At 60.4% G+C, this 21,585-nt stretch carries 16 protein-coding genes and 5 pseudogenes; 4 read left to right on the plus strand and 17 right to left on the minus strand.

The annotated features are described in order from the left end of the window. The 8 genes and pseudogenes from CCR94_RS17105 to CCR94_RS17135 all read right to left on the minus strand — a co-directional run. Window positions 1-316: pseudogene (locus tag CCR94_RS17105) on the minus strand (transposase); the annotation flags it as partial. A gap of 211 nt (window positions 317-527) precedes the next feature. Continuing rightward, entirely contained in the window at window positions 528-2,123 is a 1,596-nt protein-coding gene (locus tag CCR94_RS17110; protein WP_158254808.1) for an FAD-binding oxidoreductase, read from the minus strand. Then, window positions 2,123-2,293: a hypothetical protein gene (locus CCR94_RS25165; RefSeq protein ID WP_158254809.1), complete on the minus strand. Its 171-nt coding sequence runs from the start codon at window positions 2,291-2,293 to the stop codon at window positions 2,123-2,125. Before CCR94_RS25165 ends, CCR94_RS17110 begins: the two co-directional genes overlap by 1 nt. Window positions 2,294-2,533: 240 nt before the next feature. Further along, on the minus strand, window positions 2,534-3,727 hold the full coding sequence (locus CCR94_RS17115; RefSeq protein ID WP_104509062.1) for a 2-hydroxyacyl-CoA dehydratase subunit D: 1,194 nt from the start codon (window positions 3,725-3,727) through the stop codon (window positions 2,534-2,536). Between the two features lie 5 nt (window positions 3,728-3,732). Then, a complete protein-coding gene (locus CCR94_RS17120; RefSeq protein WP_104509063.1) occupies window positions 3,733-4,686 on the minus strand; it encodes an acyl-CoA dehydratase activase in 954 nt (317 codons plus the stop codon). A 406-nt stretch (window positions 4,687-5,092) separates the two neighbouring features. Continuing rightward, window positions 5,093-6,307 (minus strand): 2-hydroxyacyl-CoA dehydratase family protein, encoded by a 1,215-nt coding sequence (locus tag CCR94_RS17125; RefSeq protein WP_104509064.1) that lies wholly within the window; start codon window positions 6,305-6,307, stop codon window positions 5,093-5,095. A 31-nt stretch (window positions 6,308-6,338) separates the two neighbouring features. After that, the gene (locus CCR94_RS17130; protein WP_244594113.1) at window positions 6,339-7,136 is read right to left on the minus strand and encodes an ABC transporter ATP-binding protein; all 798 of its coding nucleotides are present in this window, start codon (window positions 7,134-7,136) and stop codon (window positions 6,339-6,341) included. Window positions 7,137-7,150: 14 nt separating this feature from the next. After that, on the minus strand, window positions 7,151-8,161 hold the full coding sequence (locus tag CCR94_RS17135; protein WP_104509065.1) for an ABC transporter permease: 1,011 nt from the start codon (window positions 8,159-8,161) through the stop codon (window positions 7,151-7,153). Between the two features lie 431 nt (window positions 8,162-8,592). Here CCR94_RS17135 and CCR94_RS17140 point away from each other — a divergent pair, with 431 nt between their 5' ends. Next, entirely contained in the window at window positions 8,593-9,681 is a 1,089-nt protein-coding gene (locus tag CCR94_RS17140) for an ABC transporter substrate-binding protein (RefSeq protein WP_158254810.1), read from the plus strand. A 22-nt stretch (window positions 9,682-9,703) separates the two neighbouring features. Continuing rightward, window positions 9,704-10,843: a YncE family protein gene (locus tag CCR94_RS17145; RefSeq protein ID WP_146090064.1), complete on the plus strand. Its 1,140-nt coding sequence runs from the start codon at window positions 9,704-9,706 to the stop codon at window positions 10,841-10,843. Window positions 10,844-11,035: 192 nt separating this feature from the next. On the opposite strand, the gene CCR94_RS17150 is transcribed toward CCR94_RS17145, so the two are convergent. Further along, entirely contained in the window at window positions 11,036-13,333 is a 2,298-nt protein-coding gene (locus CCR94_RS17150; protein WP_158254811.1) for a TonB-dependent receptor, read from the minus strand. A gap of 161 nt (window positions 13,334-13,494) precedes the next feature. Beyond that, window positions 13,495-13,989, minus strand: coding sequence for a hypothetical protein (locus tag CCR94_RS17155; protein WP_104509069.1), 495 nt, complete (start codon window positions 13,987-13,989; stop codon window positions 13,495-13,497). Between the two features lie 329 nt (window positions 13,990-14,318). On the opposite strand from CCR94_RS17155, the gene CCR94_RS17160 reads away from it, so the two are divergent. Continuing rightward, the gene (locus tag CCR94_RS17160) at window positions 14,319-15,560 is read left to right on the plus strand and encodes an aminotransferase-like domain-containing protein (RefSeq protein ID WP_104509070.1); all 1,242 of its coding nucleotides are present in this window, start codon (window positions 14,319-14,321) and stop codon (window positions 15,558-15,560) included. Between the two features lie 59 nt (window positions 15,561-15,619). Here the strand turns inward: CCR94_RS17160 and CCR94_RS26695 are convergent, their stop codons facing one another. From CCR94_RS26695 to CCR94_RS17190, 7 genes and pseudogenes are all read right to left on the minus strand, one after another. Beyond that, window positions 15,620-15,904 carry a GNAT family N-acetyltransferase gene (locus CCR94_RS26695; RefSeq protein ID WP_146090065.1) on the minus strand — a complete coding sequence of 95 codons (285 nt, stop codon included), beginning with the start codon at window positions 15,902-15,904 and terminating at the stop codon, window positions 15,620-15,622. A gap of 224 nt (window positions 15,905-16,128) precedes the next feature. After that, window positions 16,129-16,233, minus strand: a pseudogene (locus CCR94_RS25710) (ATP-binding protein); the annotation flags it as partial. 29 nt (window positions 16,234-16,262) lie between these two features. Continuing rightward, window positions 16,263-16,655, minus strand: a pseudogene (locus CCR94_RS26080) (ISKra4 family transposase); the annotation flags it as partial. Between the two features lie 270 nt (window positions 16,656-16,925). Further along, window positions 16,926-17,081 (minus strand): annotated as a pseudogene (locus tag CCR94_RS26090) (transposase); the annotation flags it as partial. 114 nt (window positions 17,082-17,195) lie between these two features. Beyond that, window positions 17,196-17,645, minus strand: a complete 450-nt coding sequence (locus CCR94_RS17180; RefSeq protein ID WP_104509073.1) for a TadE family protein — start codon at window positions 17,643-17,645, stop codon at window positions 17,196-17,198. Next, on the minus strand, window positions 17,642-18,181 hold the full coding sequence (locus CCR94_RS17185; RefSeq protein WP_104509074.1) for a TadE/TadG family type IV pilus assembly protein: 540 nt from the start codon (window positions 18,179-18,181) through the stop codon (window positions 17,642-17,644). The genes CCR94_RS17180 and CCR94_RS17185 overlap by 4 nt, the downstream gene beginning before the upstream one ends. 11 nt (window positions 18,182-18,192) lie before the next feature. Further along, entirely contained in the window at window positions 18,193-20,544 is a 2,352-nt protein-coding gene (locus tag CCR94_RS17190; protein ID WP_104509075.1) for a pilus assembly protein TadG-related protein, read from the minus strand. Window positions 20,545-21,282: 738 nt separating this feature from the next. Between CCR94_RS17190 and tnpA the strand changes: the two are divergent. Next, window positions 21,283-21,585 (plus strand): annotated as a pseudogene (gene tnpA, locus CCR94_RS17195) (IS200/IS605 family transposase); the annotation flags it as partial.

Genomic DNA, 21,585 nt, shown 5'->3' on the forward strand with positions numbered 1-21,585 from the left:
ATCGGCGGTCGAGCTCCGCCAGCGCAAAATAAGCCGATGCCTTGCGCAGGATCTCGTTGGCCTGCTTGAGTTCGCGGTTCTCGCGCTCCAGCGCCTTCAGCTTCTCGGCGACATCGCTCGGCACGCCAGAGCGCTTGCCGGCATCGACTTCAGCCTTGTTGACCCATTCACGCAGGGTGTGCGGCGAGCAGCCGATCTTCGACGCCACCGACGATACCGCCGCCCAGTGCGAGGCGTGATCGCCTTCGTGATCCAAAACCATCCGCACCGCGCGGGCGAGAACCTCAGGTGAAAATTTGTTGGTCGTAGTGCTCATGATGGCTCCATCCTATTTGGGAGTTGGAGCCTCCGGCAAACCCGGCGCGGTTCATTACGACACTTTCCTGTTCCACTCAGCCGCACGACCCTTCGTCACGACGCTCGTCAGGAGCATAATCCGACACTGCATGGTGTTGGGTCGCCCAATTGTCCCAAAACACCAAACTATTCGGGGATGCTGAAAGTGAGCAACGCCGGTCGAGGATCAATCACCGAAACCGGAGATGCGCATCCGGGTCGCCGCTGAGGACCACGCCAGGATTCAACAGGCCCCGCGGATCGAAAAGCTGCTTGATGTCCCGCATCAATTCCAACGCTTTGGATCCCCATTCCCGCTCGACGAAAGGAGCCATGGCCCTGCCTGTTCCGTGTTCGGCCTTGAGCGAACCGTCATAACGATCAACCACCAACTCAACCAGACCGTCGGTCAACCGGCGGAACCGCTCCACTTCGTCCGTTTTGCTAAAATCCAAAGCGAAGGAAAAATGCAAATTGCCTTCCAGCGCGTGGCCAAGAATCGCCGCCGGCGGATAACCATGGTCGTGGAGGAGTTTTTGGAGATCGGCGGTCGCCTCGGCGAGATGTTCGATTGGAAAAGCCACATCTTCACCGAGAATGATCGGTCCGTGGCTCCGCCCAGCCCCGGAAATGAAAGAGCGCCGCCCTTTGCGGATGGCCCACAATTCCTCTGTCTGCGCCGGATCGCTGGTGAAAGGTACAAGATAACGAGGGGAGAAATCTTCCAAGGCAGCTTCAACCGCAGCAACCTGAGCGACGAGAGCATTGGCGTCGGCCGCACGGGTTTCCACCAGAAGCGTCGTCGCCGCTTCGTGCAGGCCTCGAACATAGGCCGGCGTATCGCCTTGAGCGACGCGCATGCCGATCGCCGTCTGGTTCATCACCTCGACCGCGGTAACCGGCGCACCCAACCGCAAGGCGGTCACCACCTTGCAGGCGGCAACCACATCAGGAAACAGCAGAAACGCCACGGCCTGATGTGCGTGATGAGGCACGCTGCGCAAGGTGATTTCCGAAATGAACCCCAGGGTGCCTTCGGAACCGATCATCAAATGCGCCAGAATATCGATGGGGTCATCGAAATCCACCAATGCATTGAGGCTATAGCCGACGGTGTTCTTGATCTGGTATTTCCGGCGGATGCGTTCGGACAAAACAGGGTCGGCCTTGGTCCGCCGAGCCAACCGATCGAGTTGGTCCAACATGGCGCCGTGACTTTTCGAGAAGGCCCGGACGCTCTCCGCGTCGCCGGTGTCGATGATCGCGCCATCCGCCAGGATGACGCGGATAGCGGCCAAGGTGCGATAGCTGTTCTCAGCCGTCCCACAGCACATTCCACTGGCGTTGTTGGCGACGATGCCGCCAATCTTGGCTATATCCAGTGAGGCCGGATCGGGGCCGATCTTGCGACCGTATGGAGCCAGAGCGCGATTGGCTTCGGCGCCGAAAACACCCGGTTGCAAGCGAATGCGCTCGCCGTCCCGTTCAACCTGGCATTTGTTCCAGCCATCGCCCAAGGCAGCCAGAATGGAATCGCTGACCGTTTGACCGCACAAACTGGTGCCAGCGGCTCGAAAAGTGACCGAAACACCGGCGCGGTCGGCCACCGAAAGGAGTGATCGCACCTGGTCCTCATTTTCGAGCACGACAACAAAGCGCGGCGTCCGCGCGTAAATGCCGTAACCGGAATCCCAGTCCGCGACTTTTTCCGGATCGCTCACGACGAGTTCGGGCGGAAAACTCTTGGCCAACAACGCCGAAACCCGGCTGTATGAATCATCGAGCATCATGTCTCTCCTAAAGTGACAGCCACATTGCGGACGATAGCGCGCTGTGCCGGTGCGCCGGTTCGCTCTGCAAACACTCGCGCCAGCAACAGCTGGTTCTTGCGTTTGATTTCTTCGGCGACACGGACTTCGTCCGCGAGCTTGCCGGTTAGCCACACGGCAACTGTCATCGTTCCAAAGCCGACCGGGATGGCGTCGCAGGCTTAGATCTGCGGCGAACCCCAACTGTAGCCGCCCCAGATCACCGATTTTCCCGCTGCTGGATCACCTCGTACGCGTTTGACTGCGCCAGCGCGTTCAGCAACGCCAGGCCCTTCGAGCCCTTCGCAAGGAGTGACGGAGCACGGACCGACCGAGGTTGTCTTTCGAGTCCGGAGGGTTTGCTCATGTGATGTGTCCTTTTCGCGGGTTCAGTCCGCCGCAACCACCGCATCGGCGCGGCGATCGTTCAGAATCTCAACAAACGCCTCGGCGCGCGTCTTGAGCTGCCCATGATCGCTGTGGGAGTAGTCGCTCGAAATCTCCAATGCCGGAATGCCGAGGGACTGGAAGTAGTTCAGGAATTCCAGCTTGGTTACCCCGTAACAGGCGCAGAACTTGAGATAGACGAAGACGATCCCTTCGACATCGTACTCTTTGGCAAGGCCGCCGGAGAAATGCACGCTGTCATCGAGCGGCTTCATGCGCGCGCAAGGCGCCTGGTCGAGATAACCGTCGGCGAGCGCCGCAAACGGATCGCCATCCTCACGCAGCGTATGGGTAAACGGCCGCAAGCCGGTGCAGTGATCCTCCACCACGATTCTGGCGCCGATTTCGTCTTCGATCAGTTCGACAAGCCGGCGATCGCCATCGGCCATTTCACTGCCGGAGATCATCAGCCTGATCGGGCGCTTGCCATCATCCTTGACCGCGCTCAGCTTTTCGTAGAGTGGCTGATAGGTCGCCAGCAGTTTTTCCGGCGGCAGATAGTAGTAGCCGCGGGCCAGTTCGAGGAAATCCTTCCCCGACAAAGGTGGATTGGCGCGCTTGCGCAACTCGGAAAAGCGCTGGATGAGCCGGCGGGCCTTGTTGAACAGGACGATCTGGGCGCTGATCTCGTCGTCCGAGATCGCTCGGCCGGCTAGTTCCGCGATGTCGTCCCGGAAATGAATGATTTCTTCGCGGAAGAATTCGCGCGAAGCGGCCTGATCGCGCAACCGCGGCAAATTGAGCAGTGTGGTTGGAACGAACTGCCCGATAACCTCCGACGCGCGCTTCATCGAGGCGCAGGTATGGAAATTAAAGACCTTGTCGACCGCCTGATAGAGCGGGTCGCCTTCGTTCTTGTCGAAACCGCCGATGCAGCTTTTGCTGAAGTCGCAGAACACGCTTTGGGTGAAGCGTTCCCCGTTCGCCACGATCTCCGGGCTGCCCGCCTTGAACAGACGGGCGTGCCTTACGCCGGCGGCAGCGAGCAATTCGGGTGGCGTGTAGGCGCAAAAATAGCCCGCGCGCTGAACGCCGTCCTCGGCGCCTATAAATTCCTTTTGCTCGGCTTCGATAAGCGCATGGACCGGGAGCAGGTCCGGGCTGAGCGATGGGAGTGACGTGTGTGCGTTCACCATGATCTCTACCCATTCTGACTGTTGACGAGGATTTTTTCAGGGGTGACGCGGCGCGGGCGGGCCACCGGCGTCGGCCGTGGCCTCGCGGTCCCTGCGGCGAGCGCCGCCGCGTGGTGACGTCCCGCATGCACGGCGGCGCCGAGCGCGCCGGCATAGATCATGTCTATTGGAGAACGGGCGAATTTGGCGCCGATCAAGGTCTCCAGGGCGAACCACATGCCGGGGTTGTTGGCGACGCCGCCGGTGAACACCAGGTCCGGCTCGGTGCCGACGCGGCCGAGCAATGACTTGACCCGCCGGGCGGTGGCGAAATGGATGCCCGCCGCAATGTTTGCGCGAGCGGCGCCATCCTGGTGGCGCTCGCCGCGGGCGCGCAGGGAGATCATCTCGGACTCGGCGAACACCACGCACTGGCTGCTGATTGCCGCCGGTTCGTTGGCCTCCAGCGCGACGTCGCCCAGCTGGTGCAGTTCGAGGCCGAGCAGCACCGCGGCCTTTTCCAGGAACCGTCCGGTGCCGGCCGCGCATTTGTCGTTCATGACAAACTCAAGAACTTTGCCGGTCGCCGGATCGACCTTGATAGCCTTCGAATCCTGGCCACCGATGTCGATGATCGTGCGGGTGCGCGGGTTGAGCGAATGCGCGCCCATGGCATGGCAGGTGATTTCGGTCACCACCTGATAGGGAATATCCTTGTAGGCGAGCGATATGCGGCCGTAGCCCGTGCCGACGACAAAGGCGATGTCACGGCGCCTCAGCTTGGCCGCGCGCAACAACTGCTTCAGCAGGATGTCGGCGGTCTCCTGCATGTAAAGGCCGGTAGGGACGAAGGAGGTGTAGATGCTGTCCGGTGTCAGCAGCACCCCCTTCGATCCGCGCGAACCGATGTCGAAGCCGATCACCGGATCGGGCGGTGAGTACTTCCAGGAGGCCTCGCCTGTAATGGTGCTTATCTTCATTCCTGCTGTTTCCGGTCTTCAGTTATCGAGGGCGCTTGGCCGGTCGGCTCGACGCCGTGGCAACCGGGCGGTCGCCACGTTTCCGGGATTTGGAACATCGCGTTCGGCGCCAGCGTAAAGGCAGTGGTCATTGGGCGGTCAAATCACGACTCCATGCGGTTTTGGGCGGAGCGGCGATACGGTCGGCGGAGTATTTTCCGCTTAAGTGGAACGTCGGTCAACATAAATTCTATGTATTATATAGACTACTATCTCTCAGTCAGCCGCACGAACAAGGATTCTTGTCTATTTCACATCTGACAACGTAATTATATCTTCGCGCCACTCGCAGGAACGGCGACTTGCGCGCCCCAAAAGCTCGGACGCGGCGCGATTGCACGCCGGGCCCGGCTCAGAAAGCCGATCACTACGCTAACATCTCGATGAACGCTTTCACCCGCATGATCTGTTCTTCGGTCGGCGGCTCCTTGTGCACGTCGGTTTCCAACGCCAGCAGTGGCACACTATGAGCTTTGAAATAGTCGCGCTCCAGTTGCTGCATCAGACTGGCATAGGGGCAGCCGATGATAGACGAGGAAATGATCCCCCGCGCCCCGGTCCTGCGCACCTCGTCCTCCACCCGCAGACGGCGATACGCCACGGAGGCGCCGACCATTTCGCCGAGGTCGCCGCGGCCCTGCGCGTCCAGCACGTAATGCGCAAGCGACTCAAGCGGGGGCAAATTCTCATCGTACAGCAGATCGCCGCCGATGACCCAGGAGACGATGGCGCCGTTGGACTCCTCGATCGCCTCCAGCAGCCGGCGGTTGCCCACGCCGCCGGCCACCACCAGAGGAATGTAGGCGCTGTCCAGCGGCTTCACTTCCAGGGCTTCCAGTTCGGCAATCAGCGAGTCGACCGCCTTGCCGAAGGCTTCCAAATCCCCGTATCCGTGCATCGACCCCATGAAGATCAGCAGCGTCTGGAGCCCGGAGATGTACAGCGGATGCTTCCCGCGCAGTTCGAACAGTTTGTGGACCTTGCGCAGCAAGCTGTTCTTGCGCCGAATCTCCTCTGCGACGCGATTCTCATCGACCGGCTTGCCGCTCAGCCATACTGCGATGCGCTGAAGTTCGCTGACCAGGATCTTGATGGCGGCCGGGCGCTTTTCTTCGTTGGTGAACGAACTGACCGTCTCGATGGTCTGCACGTCATAGCCATCGCGCTTGGACAGTTCGAACACGGCATGGATCGGTTCGCAGCCGGAGCCGAAATGCAGGATGCGCTTGATATTGTTGCCCTGGTCGGTATGCAGCCGCCCGATTACCGTTTTGATCATCGAACAGAACTCGCCGGGGATCTGGAAGTGATCCTCGGCGATCGCTTCGGACTCGCGGCTCTTGTCGAGCCAGAGCTGATCGATGCAAACCGGAATCGTGTCGCACGCGTAAATCAGCGGCGATTCCCAACTGAAGCCGCCCCAGATCACCGATTTTCCGGCCGCCGCCTCGGCCTGGATTTGCGCGTATGAATAGTTCTGCGCCAGCGCGGCGATCGCTTTCAGTCCCTTCGAGTTCTCCGCAGTCGGAGTCCGTTTGCGAGACGCGCGCGGTTTGGCGAGGCGATCGAGCACTTCAGTCATGAGAATAATTCCTTCGGTTTTTAATCCGTTGCTACCAGTTTTTTTCAAGACCGAGCAGCCCGAGCGCTTCGCGGCGCAGACGCAGAATTTCCGGATGGTCGCGACGCCGCGGATATTCCAGATCGACGTACAGATCGGCCCGGATGCGGGCCGGGCGGTCGCTGAATACGACGACCCGCTGCGCCAGCAACAACGCCTCCTCCACGTCGTGCGTCACCATCAGAACGGTAAAGCCGCGCTGCCGCCACAGGCGCGTCAACTCACCCTGCATCGCCAGGCGGGTCAGGCTGTCGAGCTTGCCGAGCGGCTCGTCCAGAATAAGCAGCCGCGGGTCGTTGACCAGCGCTCGGGCCAAGGAGGCGCGCTGCGCCATGCCGCCCGAGAGTTGGTACGGATAAACTCTCGCGAACTCGGTCAAGCCGACCAGCGAGAGCACGTCGTCAACGCGACTACGATGCTGCTTCAGCACACCCCGGGCCTGCAGGCCGAATGCGGCATTGCGCCAAACGCTGAGCCATGGAAACAGCGTCGGGTCCTGGAAAACAACAACACGCGATGGATCGGCGCCGGCGATTACCTCGCCGTCCACCAGCAGCCGGCCCTGGCGCGGGCGATCCAGACCCGCCACCAGCCGCAACAGCGTGGACTTGCCGCAGCCGGAGGGGCCGAGCAGGGCGACAAACTCGCCCGGCTCCGCGCACATGGTTATGTCGTCGAGCACGGGCAGCAGCTCGTTATGCAGGACGAAGCCGTGACTGACGTCCTGGATGCGAAGGGCGGCGCCAGCCGCCTCCCGGGTGGGCGCGGCCGCCGCTTGCGGCCGCTCCAGTTCCGATGAAACGCTCACCACTGCACCAAGCCTTTCTGCCACGCGAGCGTTCGGTCGCGCAGTTTGAACAGCAAGGTGATCAAGGTAGAGCACATCAGCGCCATGACGAATAGATCAGCGTACATGTTGGCATAGGCTCCCCATCCCTGGGACCATTGCAGATACCAGCCAAGCCCGGATTTCACGCCCAGCATTTCCGCAACCACGAGCACGGCGAAAGACGAGCCAAGACCCATGAACAAGCCGACAAAGACGGATGGAAGCGCTGCCGGAATCGCCACCCTCAGCACCAGGCAACGCTGATTGGCGCCCAGCGTGCGGGCGACATCGTAGTACGCTGTCTGTACCGACGCCACGCCCGACCAGGTCAGCACGGTGGTGGGAAACCAGGTGGCCAGCGCGATGAGGAATACGCTGGCGGCGGCGCTGCTGGGAAATATGAAAAATGCGATCGGAATCCAGGCGGTTGCCGGCAGCGGGCCGACCAGCCGGAGTATCGGATGCGCCCAGTAGCCGACGCTGGTTGACCATCCCAGCGCCACGCCCGAAACAAAGCCGACGGCGGCGCCCAGGAAATAGCCTTCGGAAAGCAACAGCAGCGAATGCCACAGGCAGTCGAACAGCCTGGGAAAGTCGTCGGTATAGACTGCGATGAAGGCTTGCGGAGAAGCAAAGAACGGCAGCGGCAGCACGTTGAATTTTGCGGTCGCCAGTTCCCAAGCGGTGATCATGACCGCCAGGGCCACGAACCAGCGCGCCCACTTGCCCGCGTGCGCCAGCACCGGCGCCACGTGGCTACCGGCCCACAGCAGCAATTGCGCCGCGCCGGCACAGGCGAGCAACGTGGCGAGCAGCCCGGTGCGATCCACCATCTGCTCATCGGGCAGGCCTATGACCAGCGCGGCGACCGTCAACCACCCCAGGCCGGAAACAGTCAGCAAAGTGGGCGGCGCGGGCACGGCGTTGACGAGCGCCTCAGTGTTCTGCTGTCCGGTCGGCGCAATCTGGGCTGTGACGACACTCATGCTCTTCCTCCTGTCCGGTTGGCGCGCTTCTCGGCCTGCGGTGTGCGGAGATTGATGGGCATGGAAACGCGACTCCTCGATCGGCGCGACGCTTACTTTCTGAGGCGTCGAAAGTTATAATACAAAAACGATCGAAATAGTCAACAATCGATGAATTCAAAAACATTCGAGATTACGCCTGAAAATCAGCCAGCTTGAGGCAGCGACAGGGCATTGGGCGCGTCTCTGGGCGACGAAGACGAGGGCAAGAAACTTTCGTATGCGATTCCGCTGGCCAAATCCCGTTTAATTATTGACTTATGTGATCGGCATTATATTTTTTTAAAATGTATCGCATGGACGTACCTCCACATCGCTCGGTTGGGGCGGTCTGGTTTGCCCCCAAGCGGGGCGTATCAGCCGGTGGCGAGGCGCGAAAAGGAGGCTGTGGAATGGGGCCAGTTTCAGACGTTGCCAACGCGCTTTCCGTTACCGGACCGCGCACTGCCCTGTCCCGCCGCGCCTTCGGGCGGCTTGCGGCCGCGTCCGCCCTGGCGGTTCCGCTGGGCACGGTCATGCGGAGCGCCCACGCAGCCGACGATCTCGCCGCCCCGGCCATCCTGACGCCGCGCACCAAGATCACCTTCATCTGGAACCCCGCCGCGCTCTGCAACGTCGTCGTCGGCGTGGCGAAGGAGCAGGGCATCTTCGACCGGCACGGCCTCGACGTCGAGACGATCTTTACCGGCACCGACACCGCCTCGATCCTGGAAGCGCTTGCGCTCAACAAGGCGCAAGCCACCTCCACCTTCCTGCTGCGCCTGCTCAAGCCACTGGAGGCCGGCTTCGACGTCAAGCTGACATCGGGGGTCCATGCCGGCTGCGCATATCTCATCGCTTCCCGCGACGCCGGGATCAACAGCTTGCAGGATCTGCGCGGCAAGCGCATCGGCATGTCCGATCTCAACAGCCCGATGAAGCTGCTGTACGAAATCCAGTTTAAAAAGGCCGGCATCCCGACGAACGAGATCATCTGGCGACAGTATCCTGCCGACGTGTTTGTTATCGCGGTGCAAAAGGGTGAAATCGATGCCTTCGCCGACGGCGAGCCGAATGCCTACTACGCGGTCAAGCGCAGCAACGGAAAGCTGTTTAAACTCGCCTCCAACGGCGAAGGCGAATTGGGCAATTACACCTGCTGTGTGCTGGCGATCAACGGCAAGCTGATCCGCGACAACCGCCCCGCCGCCACGGCGTTGACACGCGCGATGCTGGAGGCTTCAAAATTGGTTGACCAAGACCGGCAAATCGCGGTCAAGGCCGCCGCGCGCTATTCGCCGTTCCAGGCGAAGCCGGAGGAACTCGACGATATGATCGCGGGTTACCCCTATGACGCGCATCGCGGCTGCCCCACCGGCGAGGAATTTCGCCAGCACGTTCTGTATTTCGCTCAAGGCTTGCACGAGACCGGTATTCTCCGGCCCGGGACCGATCCGGTCCGGTTCACCAACTTGATCACTCAGGACGTGCTCACAAGTTGATTTGTACCGCAGGAGCTGACAGGTGAATCGACTGCCGCCGCTTTCCCGGCGCCAATGGCTTGCAGGCATGCTGGTGGTTGCGCCGTGCGCGCGCGCGCGGGCGGCGGTGGACGCGACACTGGCGGACATCAGCCGTTACGTCTTCGTCCCGAGCGCCGCTGCACCCGACGTGACCGTCATCGATATCGATAACGAACGCATCGCCGGAACCCTGCCGATCGGCATTGTTGCGCGTCAGGCGGCGGTGAGTCGCCAGGCCGCGACGCTCGTCGCCACCGACGCATCGGGCGCTGGCTCGCTGGTCGATGTCTTCACCGGCGCCGTGCGATCGTTCCGTTTGCCGACCCCGGCCGATCGGCTGATCCTTGGCGCGGGGGGGCGTGTGGCCGCCGCCGTCAACCAGGCGGGCGGCTCGATTACGCTGATCGGCATCGATACCGGTCGGGCCGACATCGTGATTTCCGGCTTGCCGCCCCTGCGCGACGTCATGTTCGGCAACCAGGATTCGGAAATCTACCTCGCGTCCGCCGGAATTGCAGGGATCGGCGTCGTCGATGTGGCGAACGGGCGGCTGGTCCGACAGATTCCCCCTTCCAGGGTTGCCCGGGACGGCATGGTCGCGCTCGCCAGGACGCCAAACGGCCGTCAGGTGCTGGCCCAGCCGAAGGGGGGAGGGCCGATTGGCATTTTCGACCCTGAGCAGGGCGAAGCCGTCGGCGAGATCGCAGCCGGGCCCGGGGCCGCCGGTTTGTTCCCGTCCGGGACCGGCGCCTATCTGCTCATTCCCGACACGACCGAAGCCACGCTGACCGCTTACCGGTTCGAGCATCCGGAGAAACCGGTGGTGTTTAGATGTGCCGCCGACGCCGATGGCGTCTATACGGCATGGCTGGACAGCGTAGCGTTCGTTGCTTGCCCGGCCTCGCGCCGCCTGCTTGTCTACGACCTGGACACGCAGCGTCGCGCACGAGAGATTCCCCTGGCCGGCGCTCCCATTCGCGGCGTCGTCACGGCGGACAGCCGCACGCTGTATCTGCCGATACTCGATCCCCCGCGGATCGTGGCGGTGGATGGCTCGACCCGCTGCATTGCCGCCACCATCGATCTGCCGGGCGCTCCGCTCTCGGCGCTTGCCGCAGGCGGATGGGGAATCTGCCACTGAACTGTGAACCGGCATCGAACCGGGACCCTCAATGGCTTTAACGCAAATTATTGATGGGTAATCGTTTTCGATAACACAGAGGGGGCACGGTTCGACGCCGATCGGACTCCGAAAAAGAAGAAGATTATGGCGCCACGTCAGAGACTTGAGCCATGTTTCAAGTGGGGTCACTGTTCGATGCCGATTCACACTTCAGTAAGTGTAGCGAACCGAAGCCATAATCGAGAACGGTTCGACATAGGCCGCCGACCAATAAGCTGGCTTCCCGGCGTTTGCATTACCGGCGGATATAGCCTGATAGGTGTAACTTTGCACATAGCGGGCGTTGGCGACGTTTTTCGCGTTGACCGAGATGGTCCAGTGCTCGTCTGGCGTCGTATAGCTGGCTCCAAGATTGAGGTAGGCCTGCGGCGGCACTTTAAGGAAAAAGACATTGAGCGCGTCGGTGTAATATGACGATTGCGCCTGAACGCTGCCGGTAATTTTCCACACGCCGGGAATGTCGATCGGGACTTTGTAAATGGAATAGAGACTGCCCTGATACCGTGGCGAATAAGGCAAGGTCGCGCCCGAATGCGGCGAAGTCGGCACGGTCAGATAGGCGCCCCAGGCCGAATTGGCGTAAGTCTGATAGGTCACTTTGCCGTCGAACGCGTTGAGCGTCGCGAAGAGCAGGCTTCCGGTCGCGCCGACGGTCCAATCGTCGACCGGCTCGACCGTGGCCTGGAATTCGGCGCCCTCCGAATAGGCATGGCCGGCATTAAAGCGATGCGACGTGTTTGTCGTCGGATCGAGCGCCGTGATCTGAACGTCCTGGAAATTATTATAGAAAAGCGCGGCATTGAGTTGGAGTCGCTGTTCGAAAAAATTCGTCTTGGCTCCGATTTCATAAGTCGTGAGCGTCTCCGGCTTATAGGGAACGATCGCCTGAATGTAGGAGGCGAGAGTCGGCCCTTGGGCGCGGAAGTCGAAACCACCGTCCTTGTGACCTTGCGACACGGAAAAATAGGGCATAATTTCTGGAAGAATTTGATAGGAGATCACAGCCTTCGGCGACAGTGAGGTCCAGCCGGCGTTATTGTTCACATGCCAGTTCAGCACGCCGATGGGATTGTTGAGAAAGGCGTAATTGTCCGTGGTCGTATAGGAGCCGCCCTGTAGTGATGAAACATTTTGGCTGCTGACAAGAGAATAGTTGTAATTGTCATTCGCCTGCCGCTCATAGTTATAACGACCGCCGAGTGTTATTTTAAGTTTATCTGTTAACAGATAATCTCCTGAACCGTAAAGAGCATAGGTATCTGTCGTCTGAGAGAGACGTTGATAAGTCGGCTGATAGGCAGACTTTTTTTGTGGTGTCGCAAAATAATCTGTATAAATACTAACTGCATTTGCCCTACGCGCGGAATACCAGACATCCCGATTGAAATATAAGCCGGTTTTAAAATTGAACCGGTCATAATCTCCCTGCCAGCGGAATTCCTGCGAATAATTATTATCCCTATAATTCAGCCAGTTCGAGCCACGCGCCCATAGGTCGCTGGTATTGTCGTAAAGCGCGATCTGTTCGAAATGCCGCACCTGCGAGATTGATTTTACGGTCTGATGGTCGTCGATCTTATAGGAGACGGTCAGCGCGCCGCCATATTGTGCGAAATGATTATAGGGATAGAGCGGATTGTAAGTAGCGGAGGATGTATTGCCGGGAACGGCCAGATTGCCATAGGATTTGGACGATCCATTGTCGACTTCGAGATCGGTCGCGAGGCTGAACTCGAGTTGTTGGGTCGGCGTCCAGCGCAATTTGCCGAGCGTATTGGTCAAAGCAATATCATTGGTTTTCTGTCCGGTGGTGACGTTGTTGGTCCAGCCGTCGCGCCCGCGCGTGGACGCAGAGAGGCTGGCGTAAAGCTGGTCCTCGATGATCGGGCCGCTGGCGAGGATGCTGACTTTCCTGTCGTTATAATTGCCAAAGCCGCTTTCGACGACCAATCGCTTATTATTGTCAGGCGTATTGGTAACGATATGAACCACGCCGGCTTCGGCGTCATGCGGAAAGGACGTGCCCTGCGGCCCTGGAATGGCGTCGATATGGTTGACGTCGAGCAGATCGATTTGCGAGCCGAGCAGACGGGGGAAATAGGCGTCATCGAGATAGATGCCAACGGAGGGCTGTCCCTGCGCGTCCAATTCGCCGACGCCGCGAAAGAAGTAATTGGAATTGGAGGAAGTCACGCCGGCCCGCCATTGCGTGAGGCTCGGAACGGAACCGGCGATGTCGCGCGTGTTGTTAATGTTCAAATCCTGAAGTTTCTGCTGTCCGAACCGCGTGACAAGGACCGGCGTCCTCTGGACTTCCTCTTGGCCGGCGGCGTCGCTGTTGCTTCGAATCACGACTTCCTGCACGGTGGCGTCCGACGCCGCTTGTTGCTGCGCTTGCGCCGGTCCTGACGCGAAAGACGGAATCCCGGCGCAGGCGAGCGTGGCCATTGCGGCGCCCGTCCGCCAGTTTCTCCAAATGAAGCACCCCTTGACGGACCAAAACGGTTTCATACCCACGACTCCGATGAAATATAATAATACTATTAAGCCGATCGATTTTATCTATTTTCAACAGGCTTTGTTTTAACACCCACGGGTCGGAACTCGGGTTAACAGCCCGTTGCGGAAGAGTTTTCTGAACAGCTGCGCTCGGGAGCGACACGCCAAATAATTGCGGCGATTTCGTCATGGCTGGCGTCGGCGAGCCGGTCGAGCCCGCCAAACACCACGTCCCGCTCGCCCGGGTTGGCGCAGATCGACTTCGGATCCTCGGGCTTCCGGCCGCGCCGCGCCGCGAGGTCGCGCGAATAACTGGAGGTGGACGACTGGCTTGCGGCGCAGCCGATCGGCGTATGCTGGACGACCACCGTGTCCTTGATGATGGTGGCGTTGGTGACCGAGATCTGCTCGGCGCACATCAAGGCCTGCGAATAGGGGCTCGACAGTTCGCACAGGCGCCGGCCGCCCGGACCGCAATCCCGACAGCAGCCGTAGGTGAAGGCGCAATTGCGCGCCAACTCCTTCGCGCCGCCCGGCCACTGGGTGATGGCTCCCAGATGCTGATCGCGGGTCTCGGCCTGCGGTGTGCGGAGATTGATGGGCATGGGAAAGCGACTCCTCGATCGGCGCGACGCTTCCTTTCTCGGGCGTCGACATTTAGAATACAAATTCGATCGGAATAGTCAACAAAAAATGAATTCAAAAACGTTCGAGATTGCGCCTAAAAGGCAGCCAACTTGAGGCGGCGATAGGGCATTGGGCGGTTCTCAGGGCGACGAAGACAAGGGCATGAAACTTTCGGATGCGATTCCCCTGGCCAAATCCCATTTTATTGTTGACGTTGTTGATCGATTATATAAATTATTATAACGTATCGCACAGACGCGCCTCCACATAGATCGATCGCGTCCACGCTATCCGGACGGAGCGCACCATGAGCACTACGGGGTTCGACTATTCTAAGGTATTTGCCAGCAATGTTCCTCAACCGGCGGCGCGCTGGACGGGGTTCCCGCGCTACAACTTCGTGGGCGGACATAACGACCCCGAGGCGATTCCGCTGGATGGGCTCGCCAAAGCTGCTGCGTCGGCGCTGCTGCGTGAGGGCAAGCTCCTGGCTACCTACGGCCTCGGCCAGGGCGCGCTCGGTTATACCGGTTTACGCGAGTTTATCGCCCGGAAATCGTCGTCCCACCGGGGCATCGAAGCCACCCCCGACGACGTTCTGGTCACCATCGGATCGATGCAGGGCATCGACCTGGTGAACCGGCTGCTGGTCGAGCCGGGCGACACCGTCATTGTGGAATCTCTTTCCTTCCACGGCGCCTTAGCGAAATTGCGCAAGATCGGAGCGACAATCATCGGCGCGCCGCTCGACGAACATGGGCTACGCATCGATGCGCTGGAGACGATCCTGCGCGATCTGAAAGGGCGTGGCGTGCGGCCCAAGTATATCTACACGATCCCGACGATCCAGAATCCCACGGGCAGTGTGCTGCCGCTCGACCGGCGCCACGGGCTGATTGCTCTGGCGCGCGAATACGGCGTGCCGATTTTCGAGGACGAGTGCTATGCGGATCTGGTCTGGGCCGGAAGCGCGCCGCCAGCGCTCTACGCGCTCGATCCGGCGCAGGTCATTCATATCGGCTCGTTCAGCAAGTCGCTTGCGCCGTCGCTGCGCCTGGGGTTCGCGATCGCGCCGCCGGATGTGCTGGGCCGCCTGGTGGCGCTGCGCAGCGATGGCCCCGGCGCGCTGGAGCAACTGGTTGTCGCGGAGTATTTTACGCACCACTTCGATGACCATGTGCAGCGGCTAACGATTGGGCTGCGCGCGAAACTCGACACTTTGGTGGACGCGTTGGCCCGGGAATTCGGCGCCGCAGTCGAATTCAACCTGCCGGATGGCGGCATTTACCTGTGGGTGCGGCTGCCGGAGGGCGTAGACGTGCGGCGGCTGATCAAGCCGGCCGCCGAGGCCGGCGTCGCGTTCAATCCGGGACCCGAATGGGCGGTCGATCCCGAAGCGGCGGCATCGTCGCTGCGGCTGTGCTTTGCACTGCCTTCGCACGAGGCCATCAGAGAGGGTATCGCGGCGTTCGCTCGCGTCAGTGCGGAGCAGACCGGCATCCCGGCGCGCAGTGCAAACGTGGCGGCCCGAACCGTGGCCGCGCAATAAAGCGACAGGAAAAGCCCGCGAAACCTCGCGGGTTTTTCTTAGCTGCCGGGATCGGCCGACTACGAGACCGTAGGCGTTTGCGCTTCAAGGAACAACACCTCCAGGATCTCGTCGGAATAACCGACGGGTGTCTTCAGTGTCCTTGGTTCAAGGCTGTATCTTCTGAATCCGAGGCGCTCATACAAGTTAGCCGCGGTGGTATTGTCTGCTACCACCGACAACGTCACTTGCTCGACCACGCTGTGTGCGGCTTTTAAAACGGCGGAAATCAAGGCTGAGCGCAAGCGATGGGGTGGACGCCCCCACTCGCCAGCATCGTGGCGGAATGGTTGCGTTGAAGCCATTCTGATGGAGAGGGTCCATGGCGAAGGTTTGCATCATCGGCCTGGATCTGGCGAAGAATACGATTCAGGCGCACGGATGTCGATTCCTGCGAAGGCGCCCGACAATTACGAGATAATGGCGCCCATTGATTCCTGGATGATGCCGCCCCCCGGTAACGGGATGATGGCGCCCGGGTCGCGGGGCATGCTGGCTTAGGTTTCTTGGCGCCTGGAACGGCGCCTGGTCAAGAGTTGATCACGCTCTTGGCGCGAGCGCGCCGCAGGCTTTCTCCGGTCAGTTCGATGCGATGGGCGTTGTGGACGAGGCGATCCATGATCGCGTCCGCGTAAGGGAGCACGCCAAAGTGTGGGGCGGTCGTGCCGCTTCGGCCTGAATAGCGCTATCCGTGTTGTTGCCGGCCAGTCCCGGAAACCCGCGTTCAAAGGTTGGCCGCAACGTTCCGTCGCGCGTCCGGGTGCGGGTCTTCAAGAGAAGATGCGCGCCGCGCCGGGTCCATTGCATCTGCTGCTTTTTGGCGAACCGCTTGCTCACCTCGGCGTTGACCGTCGCCTCCGCGAAAGCCGAGGAAATGCGCTCGCCGGATCGATACCGTTCGCCATAATTTATGAGGCTGGCCGTGTTCGAGGCGATATAGACGGCGAATGCGCGGGCGGCGGTGACGAATTTGCGCAGATTTGGATAGTCCGATTCGAGACTGAAGAGGTCTCCCTCAAAGTCTTCGATTACATCTTGGGCGCCGCTCGTATTGCCGAAACGAACAGGTTCATCTCCCGCTTCCGCATCGGAGATGCCCGGCGGCGCGGTCATGCAATTCAAGATTTGGCTGTTGGAACTCAGCCCGATGATCTGGCGCAGAGTACAAGCGCCCGCGACCTTCACGCTGCGCCAGTTGCATGGCGTGATCCAGATCGCGATGGGTTGGGAATACGAATTGCTCGACGATATCGACGACGGTGCAGCCGCCGGCGCCGGCTCAATGACGACCCGCGCAAATCCGCTGGCGTACGCTTCAACCGCTTCGCGCATTTCGCGCCGCCATTTGAAGACGAGGTCGGTGCAAACGTCCTCGCGGCGCGCCACTTGCGCGATCGCTGCCCCGGGCTCGGAAAGGACTGCAAGAATCCGCGCCTGGTCTTCTTCGCTCCACCGCCGGCGGCGCTCGGCGCCGGATATCACCGTCTCTGTCCCATGCTGCGCAGCTAACCCCGCCCATAAAGCCAATTTAGCTGCGGAGCATCACTCCGAGGCACTAAATCTCGCAAGGCGCGTCACGCCGGAGGGATACGCATTTTATGAGCTTTGCGGGAAGCAGGCGCTTCCCGTTAGGTTGATGTTATAGACCCCGGGCAGCAACGCAGCGGCCACGGTAGAGTAGTTGTAGGTCAGCGTCGCGGTGACGAACGAGGTTTCCCCAGTCTGGCCTGGACATGAACTCGAGGTTTCCAGTGCGACATTGCCGGCTGGCAGCTTGAGCCCCCAGGTGTTGGCGGCGCTTTGCGCATAGCTCTTCGTTGCAATTTGGCTGTAGGAGCTGGAACTGACGCACCCGGCGAGTTTCAGGCCCATGCAGCGCGCGGTGCGCGCAGCAGCGTCGGCAAGCGCCTCCTCGATCCACAGTGCCCGCGAGACTTCGGCGACGCCAACGACGAGGAGCACGAAGAGCGGCGCGACAATGCCGAATTCCACCGCAGTCGCGCCCGAATCCGCCCGTACGCCTTTGGTGATGAGCGCCTTGATCATTGCAACTGGGCCACCATGGTTGTGCCGATCTGCGTTCCGGTGAGACTGGTCGGCAGGATCAGGGGCGTGAAGCTTTTGCTGGCGGTGATGACGATGTATTTGCCTGGCGCAGCGCTATTGGAGCAGGTGCTCGTGGTGGCTGAGCCCCAGGCGAAAGTCGCGCCAGAGCCGGTTGGACAATAAGTGGATTCCGCGTTCGAGGCAGTGCCCGAGGCGGCCGCGACGCCGCCTGTGACCGTCGCCGTGGCGCCGTTGTTAACCTCGACCCGAGTATCGGCCCAGTTGGCTGCGTAACTCGAGGCGGCAAGTGCGGCCGTCGTCGCGGCGAGGGCCGCCGCGCCCTGGCTCGAAGCCTGCGTGGCGTGGATGAGTGCATAGTCAGCCGCATTGGCGAGCGAGGAGGTCAGCTTGTATTTGATCCGAATTTCGGTTCCGATATCAACGCTCGCGCCGAGCAGTCCGATCAGGATCGGCGCGATAAGTGAGAATTCCACCGCGGATGTGGCGGAGCTGTCGTTGAGTAATCTAGTCAGCATGGGCGACCTCGTTACTGGACAATAACTGGTGGTGACGGAGTCGTGGAAGTGGCGGTGGTGATGCAGTTCGATGCGGCGGTCGCGCCGCCGGCGAGGCTTACGGTCTTGGCGACGATTTGCAGGCAGCCGCCCGAAGGCGAGGCGATGGAGGCCCCGCCGCCAAGTCCGAAGTCGCCGGTTGGCAAGTAGAAGGCGCCCGACATGATCGCGCCGGCGCCGCCGGTCAGCATGGCGCTCGCCGACTTCGAACTCGGGCCGACGAACAGCAATCCGGCGTAGGTCCCAGTGGTGGGCGCCGTTAGGTTGACGTAGTTGAAGCCGTTGGCGAAACAGACGCCATCACTGTTGCAAGGACTGCCGATCGTCGTTGAATTGGCAGCATAGGCGATTGTAACGCTTGTGCCCTGCACGCCGACGGTGGCGCCATTGCACGACACTGAACCGCCGCTGGACTGACCGGAGGCGAAATAGCCGCCGATGGCATAGAGCCCGGCTCCCAGCTTTGTGCCGCCTGCCGTCTTGAACGACCCGGCGATATTGTGGATCGAGGCGGCGGGCAGTATCGCGCAGGAGCCGCCGCCGGCGGTAGCGTCGTAATCGCCGGCGAGGTTGAACGCGGTCGCGTCAGCCAGGGTCAGATAGGCGCCGCCGCCGAGAGAGATTGCGGTGCCGGAGGAACCGGTTCCGGCTGCGCCGACGAAGAACGAATTATTTGACCCGTACCCCATTGTAAGGGTGTCGCCGCCAGAAACATAGATGCCGTTCGATATATTGAACGTATCGGTTCCGCTGAAGTTGAGCGCTCCGTTGTTTGTAACGCAGATTGAGTAGTTCGATCCATTGCAGGAGCCGGTTGGCCCGATGGAATATATTCCGGAATCCTGGAAAAGCAGCGGACTGCTGCTGGCGTGCGATAGTCCGCCCACAAGTGTGTAGGACACATTGGTTCCGCCGCTGAAGCTAACGTTTGCGCTGCCTTGAGTATTAAAGGCGCCACCGACATAGAACGTGCTGACGCCGGTGAAGGACGCCGTGGAGCCGCCGCTGAATGTCAGGTTGCTGATGACCGTAAACGAATTAAGGCCTGTCATAGTCAGGTTGCCGCTGGCGACGGTCATGGGCCCGTTGACATAGAGGTTGGTTGGGCCTTGGAACGAGATGTTGGCGCTATTCAGGCTCAAACCCGTCGTGTTGGAGCCGCATAGGACCGAGTTAGCGTTGCAGCTGATGTAGATCGTGTGGGGGCTGCCGTTGCTTGTGAATGCGTTTGAGCCGCCGCTGATCGATAGGCCGCCGAGGAAATTGTAGTTCGCTGGTCCGAAGGTCCAGTTCGACCAGGACGTCGTTAGCGTATTTGGAAAATTGAAGGTGGTGTTGCCCGTTCCGGAGACGGCGAAATTGACGCCAAGACTGCCGGCGACGGTGAGCGACGAAAAGGTATAGTTCTGTCCGGCCGGGCAGCTGATGGTCCAGACACTGGACTGGTAGGTCGCCGTGCATCCTCCGGATTGTTGTTGCGTCGTTGGGTAATATTGCAGATTGAACGAAACGTTGGTTCCACCAGTGCCTGCAGGGGGTGTGATCTGCTGCGCATTTATTGAGCTTGGCGCGGCCGGCCTCGTAATCGACGCAGCGGCGGTCGCTGCGGCTTCCGCCGCGAGAACTCCGGAATTCGCCGACAACGGATCGGTGACGCTTTGGGCAATTATGCTTGCAGGGGGACCCGTGTGGATGTTGGAGATGGAGATGGCGCTCGGCGTCGCGCCGCCATAGGTCACGCTTGCAGCGGTGAGCGAAGTGCCGTTGGGCACGGTGAGGCTTGCGTTGGTCGAGACGGCGCAGGTCGGGGCCGTTAGCGAGGTGCCGCCCGACAGAGTGACACCGCCACTGGACGAGAGCGCGATGACACAGGGTGCAGCCGCTGCGGTCTGCGCGGCTTGCGCCGCCGCTGCGGCGTGGCTCGTGAGCATTCGTCCGCCCCCAACGACAGGGGCGAGCAACAGCGTGTTGTTCCCGGTGATGGTCACCGCGACCGCGCTCTTTCCGTCTGCCGTCGTGGTGGGATTTACGGCGACATCGGCCTGGGCGACGCCATTAAGCGCTGCGAGATTGTTGGCCGCAATCGTAGCGTTCTGCAGCGCGGTGTTTGAGCCGCTCGCTGAGTAATGCAGCGCGGCGGCGTAGGCGGCGGCGTCAGAGATGCGCTGGTTTGCGCTGCGTTTTTCGAGGGCCATGCCATACTCGGTGACGAGCGACACGAAGCCGACGAGAACCGTCATGGCGAGCGCGCCAAGAATGGCGACAGTGCCGCTGCGATCACGCGTGAACCGCGCCGCCAGCGTGAGTATGCTCGAGGATGGCATGGTCTAAGCGTTCCGTATTTTAGGGGCTGACGAAATGTCTGCAAGACATTGTATATACTCGAAAAACCCTTGGCATCGGCTATCGCTTACGTCTGCCTTCTTCAGGAAATGCGGTTCCGAGAGCGCTGCGTCATGGCGACATGATATAAAAACGAAGACTGAATCATCTGTTAAAAGCGCGAAGTAAGTTATGCATTCCCTAGAGTTATGCACCACGGTCCACGAAAGCGCTGGTCATCAAGCGACTTCGCAGTGCGAATTTTCCCGCTCACGGCAGCGAGTGGCGCGCAATAATTGTGACGGAAGATATCATGAATACAAAATGTTACAGCCAACCTGAAGAATGAGACGCATCAAGTCGACCAAGATTTGACTCTAAGATGCCGAAAAGACGGCGCTGCCCGCCACCAGCGCATCTGCCCGCGGGCACCGCTGATCGACGCAGGGCCGATCGGCGAGCGCAATCGACCGCGCGGTGTGTCAACGGTCAGGAAATCAAGTTGGGTCCTTATGGAATTTCTCGATCGCTCGCGGTCCGTCAAGACAACACGGGTCTTGTGATTGGCTCAGAATGGTCAATTCACAGTGTGGATGCGCAGGGGCGAGAGCGATGGCGGACTAATAGATTGAGAGTTCCCCCGGCTTTGCCGGGGTGGCAGTAGAAGTTTGACGTTTGCGGGAGCCCACCGCGATTTTTCCCTTTGTGAGCCGCCAAGCACACTGAAGGGTCAAATCGCGATGGACGAGTTTGAAAGCCTAAGTCACTCAATGGGAGTGCAAATACCACGTCGTTTTCATTCCGAAATTCCGACGCAAGGCGCTGTACGGCGAGTTACGGAAGCATCTTGGTGAGGTTCTGCGGAAACTGGCGGAGCAGCGGGAGAGCAGGGTGGAGGAGGGGCATTTGATGCCCAACCATGTTCACATGATGCTGTCGATCCCGCTGAAATACGCGGTCAGCCAAGTGATCGGATATATGAAGGGGAAGAGCGCGATCCATTTGGCTCGGGTTTACGGCGAACGCAAGCGTGGCTTCATAGG

It is taken from the genome of Rhodoblastus sphagnicola (assembly GCF_002937075.1).
In the GTDB taxonomy this organism is placed as follows: domain Bacteria; phylum Pseudomonadota; class Alphaproteobacteria; order Rhizobiales; family Beijerinckiaceae; genus Rhodoblastus; species Rhodoblastus sphagnicola.

Excerpts from the sequence above, each read along its gene's own strand:
- CCR94_RS17115 (WP_104509062.1), bottom strand. The coding sequence starts at position 3,727 with ATGGTGAACGCACACACGTCACTCCCATCGCTCAGCCCGGACCTGCTC.
- CCR94_RS26695 (WP_146090065.1), bottom strand. The coding sequence starts at position 15,904 with ATGGCTTCAACGCAACCATTCCGCCACGATGCTGGCGAGTGGGGGCGT.
- CCR94_RS17150 (WP_158254811.1), bottom strand. The coding sequence starts at position 13,333 with ATGGCCACGCTCGCCTGCGCCGGGATTCCGTCTTTCGCGTCAGGACCG.
- CCR94_RS25165 (WP_158254809.1), bottom strand. The coding sequence starts at position 2,293 with ATGACAGTTGCCGTGTGGCTAACCGGCAAGCTCGCGGACGAAGTCCGT.
- CCR94_RS17120 (WP_104509063.1), bottom strand. The coding sequence starts at position 4,686 with ATGAAGATAAGCACCATTACAGGCGAGGCCTCCTGGAAGTACTCACCG.
- CCR94_RS17160 (WP_104509070.1), top strand. The coding sequence starts at position 14,319 with ATGAGCACTACGGGGTTCGACTATTCTAAGGTATTTGCCAGCAATGTT.
- CCR94_RS17155 (WP_104509069.1), bottom strand. The coding sequence starts at position 13,989 with ATGCCCATCAATCTCCGCACACCGCAGGCCGAGACCCGCGATCAGCAT.
- CCR94_RS17135 (WP_104509065.1), bottom strand. The coding sequence starts at position 8,161 with ATGAGTGTCGTCACAGCCCAGATTGCGCCGACCGGACAGCAGAACACT.
- CCR94_RS17140 (WP_158254810.1), top strand. The coding sequence starts at position 8,593 with ATGGGGCCAGTTTCAGACGTTGCCAACGCGCTTTCCGTTACCGGACCG.
- CCR94_RS17190 (WP_104509075.1), bottom strand. The coding sequence starts at position 20,544 with ATGCCATCCTCGAGCATACTCACGCTGGCGGCGCGGTTCACGCGTGAT.
- CCR94_RS17180 (WP_104509073.1), bottom strand. The coding sequence starts at position 17,645 with ATGATCAAGGCGCTCATCACCAAAGGCGTACGGGCGGATTCGGGCGCG.
- CCR94_RS17185 (WP_104509074.1), bottom strand. The coding sequence starts at position 18,181 with ATGCTGACTAGATTACTCAACGACAGCTCCGCCACATCCGCGGTGGAA.
- CCR94_RS17110 (WP_158254808.1), bottom strand. The coding sequence starts at position 2,123 with ATGCTCGATGATTCATACAGCCGGGTTTCGGCGTTGTTGGCCAAGAGT.
- CCR94_RS17125 (WP_104509064.1), bottom strand. The coding sequence starts at position 6,307 with ATGACTGAAGTGCTCGATCGCCTCGCCAAACCGCGCGCGTCTCGCAAA.